This window comes from Kitasatospora sp. NPDC057198, assembly GCF_042670125.1.
Taxonomy (GTDB): domain Bacteria; phylum Actinomycetota; class Actinomycetes; order Streptomycetales; family Streptomycetaceae; genus Kitasatospora.
On the sequence record NZ_JBHUWH010000353.1, the window covers coordinates 1 to 8378 of the forward strand.

3 protein-coding genes are annotated in these 8378 nt (G+C 75.1%); all 3 read left to right on the top strand.

Translation table 11 applies throughout. The annotated features are described in order from the left end of the window. Positions 1–283: 283 nt before the first annotated feature. Complete coding sequence (locus tag ACFUEL_RS29655; protein WP_380239853.1) at positions 284–4273, top strand: HAMP domain-containing protein; 3990 nt, start codon at positions 284–286, stop codon at positions 4271–4273. 51 nt (positions 4274–4324) lie between these two features. Then, positions 4325–6769: a SpoIIE family protein phosphatase gene (locus ACFUEL_RS29660; protein WP_380239854.1), complete on the top strand. Its 2445-nt coding sequence runs from the start codon at positions 4325–4327 to the stop codon at positions 6767–6769. An 82-nt stretch (positions 6770–6851) separates the two neighbouring features. Continuing rightward, positions 6852–8378, top strand: a 1527-nt coding sequence (locus tag ACFUEL_RS29665; protein WP_380239855.1) for a phytoene desaturase family protein, incomplete at its 3' end; no start/stop codon positions are given.

Below are 8378 nucleotides of genomic sequence, written 5' to 3' on the forward strand. Positions count from 1 at the left end.
GCGCCGATCCCCGGTCACCGTTCACCGTTCACCGGGCGCCGTTCCCCGGACACCTGCCCCCGGAGCGGCGTCGGGTACCCACCCCCGGAGCAGCGTCTACCCGGCAATCGTTCACTGATGCCTCGTCCGCCGCCTGTCCGGTGGGGTTTTCCTCCGCTCGTAGAGCTGGGGTAGCCTCGCTCGGGACCCCCGGCGATCGTGCTCGCACCATTCCTCCGGGGTCCGTGCGCCCGATCGGTTGCTCCGCCGGACGACGGAGCGTGGCTAGGAGGCTGTGCTTTCGATGGCTGGCTCGACGACGTCCCGGCAGGGTCCGGTGGCCGACGGCTCGAAGATCGGCGAGGCAGAACTGCGTTCGTTGCTGGCCGGTCTGACCGCGGTGCGCGACGGCGACTTCGGCACCGAGCTGGCGGAGGACGCGGACGGGCTGCTGGGTGAGATCGCGACCGTGTTCAACGGCATGGTGGACCAGCTGTCGCGGTTCACCTCCGAGGTGACCCGCGTGGCCCGCGAGGTGGGCACCGAGGGGCGGCTGGGCGGCCAGGCGGTCGTTCCGGGGGTCTCCGGCACCTGGGCGGACCTGACCGACTCGGTCAACGCGATGGCGGGCAACCTCACCACCCAGGTGCGCGACATCGCGCAGGTGGCCACCGCCGTCGCCAAGGGCGACCTGTCGCAGAAGATCACGGTGGCGGCGCGCGGCGAGATCCTGGAGCTGAAGGACACCGTCAACACGATGGTGGACCAGCTGAGTTCGTTCGCCGGCGAGGTGACCCGCGTCGCCCGCGAGGTCGGCACCGAGGGCAGCCTCGGCGGGCAGGCCGACGTCCGGGACGTGTCGGGCACCTGGCGCGACCTGACCGAGTCGGTGAACGTGATGGCCGACAACCTGACCGCGCAGGTCCGGGCGATCGCGCAGGTCACCACGGCGGTCGCGAAGGGCGATCTGACGCAGAAGATCCGGGTGGACGCCCGGGGCGAGATCCTGGAGCTGAAGGAGACCATCAACACGATGGTCGACCAGCTCTCGGCGTTCGCCGACGAGGTGACCCGGGTCGCCCGCGAGGTCGGCACGGCGGGCAACCTGGGCGGCCAGGCCACCGTCCGGGGCGTGTCGGGCACCTGGAAGGACCTGACCGACAACGTCAACGTGATGGCGTCCAACCTGACCGGCCAGGTCCGTTCGATCGCCCAGGTGGCGACCGCGGTGGCCCGCGGCGACCTCAGCCAGAAGATCACCGTCGAGGCGGAGGGCGAGGTCGCCGCGCTGGCCGGGGTGATCAACACGATGGTGGACACCCTCTCGGCGTTCGCCGACGAGGTGACCCGCGTGGCCCGCGAGGTCGGCACCGAGGGCATCCTCGGCGGCCAGGCCCGGGTGCCGAACGTCGCGGGCACCTGGAAGGACCTCACCGACAACGTCAACTTCATGGCGCACAACCTGACCTCGCAGGTCCGCAACATCGCGCAGGTCACCACCTCGGTCGCCAACGGCGACCTGACCCGGAAGATCGACGTCGACGCGCGCGGCGAGATCCTGGAGCTCAAGACCACCATCAACACCATGGTGGACCAGCTGAGTTCGTTCGCCGCCGAGGTGACCCGCGTCGCCCGCGAGGTCGGCAGCGAGGGGCGGCTCGGCGGCCAGGCCGAGGTGGAGGGCGTCTCCGGCACCTGGAAGCGGCTCACCGAGAACGTCAACGAGCTGGCCGGGAACCTGACCCGGCAGGTCCGCGCGATCGCCGAGGTGACCAGCGCCGTCGCGGCGGGCGACCTGACCCGCTCGATCACCGTGGACGCCTCCGGCGAGGTCGCCGACCTCAAGGACAACATCAACGCCATGGTCGGCTCGCTGCGCGAGACCACCCGGGCCAACGAGGAGCAGGACTGGCTGAAGACCAACCTGGCCCGCTTCTCCGGCCTGCTGCAGGGCCAGCGCGACCTGGCCGTGGTCGCCGAGGCCGTGATGGACGAGCTCACCCCGCTGGTGGGCGCCCAGGTCGGCGCGTTCTACCTCGCCGAGGAGGGCGAGGGCGGCACGCTGCTGCGGCTGATCGGCTCGTACGCGTACCCGGACGGCGAGCGGCCGTCCAGCTTCCGGCTCGGCGAGTCCTTCGTCGGGCAGGCCGCCCGCGGCCGGCGCACCATCGCCGTCGAGGCGCTGCCGGCCGGCTACCTGGCGGCCTCCTCCGGGCTGGGCCGGACCGAGGAGCTGTCGCTGCTGGTCGTCCCGATCGTGGTCGAGGAGCAGGTGCTCGGCGTGATCGAGCTGGCCTCGGTCCGGCCGTACGCCGCCGTGCACCGGGCGTTCCTGGACCAGCTGATGGAGACCGTCGGCGTCAACCTGAACACGATCGTCGCCAACGTCCGCACCGACGAGCTGCTGGGCGAGTCGCAGCGGTTGACCGCCGAGCTGCAGGTCCGCTCGCAGGAGTTGCAGGCCCGGCAGGAGGAGCTCCAGGCGTCCAACGCCGAGTTGGAGGACAAGGCCGCCCTGCTGGCCGCCCAGAACCGGGACATCGAGACCAAGAACCTGGAGATCGAGCAGGCCCGGCAGGAGCTGGAGGAGCGCGCCCACCAGCTGTCGCTGGCCTCCACCTACAAGTCGGAGTTCCTGGCCAACATGAGCCACGAGCTGCGCACCCCGCTGAACAGCCTGCTGATCCTGGCCCAGCTGCTGGCCCAGAACCCGACCCGGAACCTGACCGCCAAGCAGGTCGAGTACGCGGGCATCATCCACTCGGCCGGCTCCGACCTGCTCCAGCTGATCAACGACATCCTCGACCTGTCGAAGGTCGAGGCGGGCAAGATGGACCTCAACCCGGAGCCGGTGGCGCTGCACAGCCTGCTGGAGTACGCCGAGGCCACCTTCAAGCCGCTGACCGGCCAGAAGGGCCTGACCTTCACCGTCCGCACCGCCGCGGACGTGCCCGAGCAGCTCGTCACCGACGACTACCGGCTGCGCCAGGTGCTGCGGAACCTGCTGTCCAACGCGGTGAAGTTCACCGAGCGGGGCCGGGTCGAGCTGCGGATCGGGCTCGCCCCGGAGGGGCAGGTGCCCGAGGGGGTGCGGCGCGGCGGGCCGGTGCTGGCCTTCCAGGTCTCCGACAGCGGCATCGGCATCGCGCCGCAGCACCTGGAGAGCGTCTTCGGTGCCTTCCAGCAGGCCGACGGCACCACCAGCCGCAAGTACGGCGGCACCGGCCTGGGCCTGTCGATCAGCCGGGAGATCGCCTACCTGCTCGGCGGCGCGATCACCGCCGAGAGCGTGCTGGGCAGCGGCAGCACCTTCACCCTGTTCCTGCCGGTCACCCGTCCGGAGTTCCTGGCGCTGGAGGCCGAGCCGCGGGCCGGGTCGGACGGCGGGCGGGAGGCCGCCGGCGACGCCCCGCGTCCGGGTGCCGAGGAGGGTTCCGCCCCGCTCCAGCCGCGCCGGCTGCTGGTCGTCGAGGACCGGCGGGGCGGCCTGCTGTCCCTGGTCGCCGAGAACGCCACCGCCGAGCCGGCCGGCCTGGCCGGGCCCGAGGAGGGCCGCCGCCGGATCGAGGTGGTCACCGCGGTCGGCGCGGCGGAGGCCGCGGCCCTGCTGGCGGGCGCCCCCTCGCACTGCGTCGTGCTGGACCTCGACCTGCCCGACGGCGCGGCCCCCGCGCTGCTGCGCGACATGGACCGCGACCCGGCCCTCCAGGGCGTGCCGGTGCTGGTGCACAGCAACCGCGGCACCCCCGGCGACGCCGACGCGCTCTCCCGCGCCGGGAGCCGCCCGCTGGAGGTCATCTCCAGCCTGGACGAGCTGCGCGAGCGCATCGCCCTGCACATGAGCGCCGACCACCCCGAGGACGTCCCGCTGGCCCGCGGGATCCCGCAGGACGACCCGTGGGAGGTGGGCAGCTCGGCCCTGAGCGGCCGCCTGGTGCTGGTCGTCGACGACGACGACCGGAACCTGTACGCGATCACGGGCATCCTGGAGTTGCACGGCATGCGGGTGCTGCAGGCCGAGAACGGCCGGGCGGCGCTGGAGACGCTGGCCGCCAACCCGGACGTCGACGTCATCCTGATGGACGTGATGATGCCCGAGATGGACGGCTACACCGCCACCGCGGCGATCCGCGCGATGCCGGAGCACGCGGCGCTGCCGATCATCGCCGTGACCGCCAAGGCGATGGTCGGCGACCGGGAGAAGAGCCTCGCCGCCGGGGCCAGCGACTACGTCACCAAGCCGGTCGACGCGGTCGAGCTGGTCGGCCGGATCGAGGCCCAGCTCACCCGGTAGCCCCGTCCGACCGCCAGCCCGCCAGTCCGCCCGACCGCAGGAGTCCACGCCGTGCACCAGTCCCGGGAGCCGCACCCCGGCCAGGAGTCGCCGATCCCCCCGGCCCTGCCGGTCCCGTCCGGGCGCATCGGTGCCCAACGGCCCGCCCCGGTCGGGCCGGACGGCGCCCCGGCCCCGGCCGACGGCGCGCTGGGGCGGCTGGCCGGTGCGGTGGACCAGCTGCGCCGGCAGCTCGACGAGGCGCAGGCGCACGCCGCGGGCCGCTCGGTGGTGGAGATGGCGGTCGGCATCCTGGTGGAGCGGCTGCGCTGCGGGCCGACCGAGGCCGCCAAGCAGCTGCACCGGCTGGCGGAGCAGGCCGGCTCCACGCCCCTGGAGCTCGCCGCCGGGCTGGTCAACCAGGCCGCCGCGGACAAGATCTCCGAGGCCGCCCAGGACTTCGTGGCGCGGGCCGCCGACCCGGCGGACCCGGGCGTGGGCGTCCGGCTGCGCAACACCGAGGCGGACGCGCTGAGCGGCAGCGACGCGGCGGCGGCGGCGCGGGCGATGCTGGAGCACGCGCTGCGCCCGCTGGGCGCCGTCGCGGTGGCGATCTGGGCGGCCCGCCCGGACCTCTCGCTGGCGCTGGCGGGCAGCGCGGGCTTCACCGACGCGGAGGCCCGGCGCTGGCGCCACGTGCCGCCCGGGGTGGCCACGGCGGCCCGCCGGGCGCTGGACGAGCGCGCGACGGTGGCGTACCGCACGCTGGCCGACGCGGCCGTCCCGTCGATCGGCCAGCACGAGACCGGCGGCGGGCGGATCGCCGTCCCGGCCGGGGTCGGCGGTCGGCTGATCGGCGTCCTGGAGGTGTGCTGGGGCGGGGAGCTGCCGGAGCGCTCGCAGTCGCTGCAGCGGCAGTTCGAGGCGCTGGCCGGGCTGTGCGCCGCCACCCTGGAGACCTGGGGGGAGGACGCCCCGGACGGGACCCCGGCGACCGGGCGGCTGGACGAGCTGGCCCGGCTGGTCGACGGGCTGCTGGACCCGTGCATGGTGCTGGAGCCGGACGGCGACGCCTTCCCGCCCCGCTTCGTGATCCGGCACGCCAATCCGGCGTTCGTGGACTTCGCGGGCCGCCCGACCGCCGCCCTGGTCGGCTCGCCGCTGCTGGAGGCGTACCCGCTGGCCGCGCGGGAGGGCGGCCTGCTGGGCGCGGTGGAGGACGTGCACGCCACCGGGGCGCCGTTCCGGGACCCGCGGATGCCGCTGGCCGCCCTGGTGGACGGGGTGCTGCTGAGCGCGGACGCGTACGTGTCGGTCAGCCGGCACGGCAGCTTCGTGACCGTGCTGTGGCGGCTGGCCGACAACACGCCGAAGATCGCCCGACTGCTGCACCACGCGCAGCGGCTGGGCCGGATCGGCGGCTTCGAGGAGGACCTGGACTCCCGCCAGGTGGTCTGGAACGACACCCTGTTCGAGCTGTACGGCCTGCCCGCGACCGCGCGGCCGATCGCGCTGGACGAGCTGGCCGAGCACGCCCACCCGGACGACCGGCACGCCGTCGACCGGTTCCTGCGCACCCTGCTGCACCACCGGCGTCCGGCGTCCACGGCCTTCCGCCTGCAGCGCACGGACGGCGTGACCCGGCACGTGCGGGTGGTGGCCGAGCCGGTCCACGACCACGCGGAGCGGCTCAGCGCGGTCCGCGGCGCCTACCAGGACATCTCCGCGCAGCACTGGACGGAGGTCGCGCTGGCCGCGACCCGGGACCAGCTGGCGCAGACCGAGCAGCAGGCCGCCGAGCGGCACCGGCTGGTGCGGCAGCTGCAGCACGCGATCATGCCGCCGAGCGCCGGGCCGCGGACGCTGAACAACCTGGACGTCGCGGTGCGCTACCGACCCGCCGAGAAGGACCACCTGGTCGGCGGGGACTGGTACGACGCGCTGCCGCTGCCCTCGGGGCAGGTGCTGGTGTGCGTCGGCGACGTCGCCGGGCACGGCATCGAGGCCGCCACCGGAATGGTCGCGCTGCGCAACGCGCTGCGCGGCCTGGCCGCCACCGGGGCCGGCCCGGCCCAGCTGCTGGCCTGGCTGAACAGCGTGACGCACCACCTGACCGACAACGTCACCGCGACCGCGGTCTGCGGCCTGTACGACCCGGAGCGCCGCCGGCTGCGCTGGGCGCGGGCCGGCCACCTCCCGCCGGTGCTGCTGCGCAACGGGAACGCGGAGTGCCTGCCGCAGGTGGACGGCATCCTGCTGGGCGTGATCGGCCGGGCCGACTACCAGGAGAGCGAGGTCGAGCTGCGGCCGGGCGACCGGATCGTGATGTACACCGACGGCCTGATCGAGCGCCGCGACCAGGGTCTGCACACCTCGCTGGCCAACCTGGTGGCGCTCTCCGAGGCCGCCCCGCGCGCCGGGGCCACCGCGCTCGACGCCCACCTGGACCACCTGCTGCGCTTCAGCGGCGCCGACACCGACGACGACACCTGCCTGGTCGGTTTCGAGGTGCGGTAGCCGCGGCGCGTTTCCCGGCCGGACGTGTGCGTTCCGGCCGGCCGGGCAGGCGCGGGGCCGTCGAGGCTCCGAGGAGGCCCGCATGGCTGACGCGATCGTGATCGGATCCGGCCCGAACGGGCTGGTCGCGGCCAACCTGCTCGCGGACGCGGGCTGGCAGGTGCTGGTGCTGGAGGCGCAGGACGCCCCGGGCGGGGCGGTGCGCAGCGACCGGGGGGTGGATCCGCGTTTCGTCTCCGACCTGTTCAGCTCCTTCCACCCGCTGGCCGCCGCCTCCCCGGTGATCCGGGGGCTGGGGCTGGGCGAGTTCGGGCTGCGCTGGGGCCGCGCCCCGCTGGTGCTGGCCCATCCGCTGCCGGACGGCCGCTGCGCCGCCCTGTACCGGGACGGTGACGGGACGGACGGGGCGGACGGGGAGCGGCTGGAGCGGATGTTCGGCGGGCCCGACGCCCGGGCCTGGCAGCGGCTGGCCGAGCGCTGGGACGAGCTGGAGCCGCACCTGGTGAACGGCCTGCTGGCGCCGTTCCCGCCGGTGCGGGCGGGCGCGGCGATCGCGGCCCGGCTGCGCGTGGCCGGCCTGCTCGACCTGGCGCGCTTCCTGGCGCTGCCGGTGCGGCGCCTGGCGGAGGAGGAGTTCGCGGGCGACGCGCCGGGGCTGCTGCTGGCGGGCTGCGCGCTGCACGCGGACCTGCTGCCGGAGGCGGCGGGCAGTGCGGCGTTCGGCTGGCTGATGGCGATGCTGGGGCGGCGGCACGGCTGGCCGGTGCCGGTCGGCGGGGCGTCCGAGCTGACGGCGGCGCTGGTGCGCCGGCTGGAGTCCCTGGGCGGGGAGGTGCACTGCGGGCAGCCGGTGCGGGAGGTGGTGGTGCGGGACGGGACGGCGCTGGGCGTGCGCACCGCGGACGGCGGCCGGCACCGGGCGGTGCGGGCCGTCCTGGCGGACACCTCGGCGACCGCCCTGTACGGCGGCCTGGTCGGCTGGGAGCACCTGCCCGGGGCGCTGCGCCGGGACATGGGCCGCTTCCAGTGGGACTTCGGCACCGTCAAGGTGGACTGGGCGCTGCGCGGGCCCGTCCCGTGGAGCGCGCCGCTCGCGGGCCGGGCCGGGACGGTGCACCTGGGCGCCGACCTGGACGAGCTCGGCGACTACGCGCACCAGGTGCTCACCGGGCGGCTGCCGGAGCGCCCGTTCGCGCTGTTCGGGCAGATGACGGTGGCCGACCCGTCCCGTTCGCCGCGCGGCACCGAGTCGGCCTGGGCCTACACGCACGTGCCGCAGCGGATCGCCGCGGACCTCGGGCCGGACGGCATCTCCGGCCGGTGGGACGAGCGCGAGGCCGAGGCGATGGCGGACCGGATCGAGCGGCAGGTGGAGCGGTTCGCGCCCGGTTTCCGCGGGCTGGTGGCCGCCCGCCGGGTGCTCACCCCGCCGGTGCTGCGCGCGCTGGACGACAACCTGGTCGGCGGCGCCCTCAACGGCGGCACCGCGGCCCCGCACCACCAGCTGTGCCTGCGCCCCACCCCGGGCACGGCCGGGGCGCGCACCCCGGTCGCCCGGCTCTACCAGGCCTCCGCCGCCGCCCACCCGGGCGGCGGCGTGCACGGGGCC

What these genes read in the sequence shown, in the direction of transcription:
- ACFUEL_RS29655 (WP_380239853.1), top strand. Translation starts at nt 284, where the DNA reads ATGGCTGGCTCGACGACGTCCCGGCAGGGTCCGGTGGCCGACGGCTCG.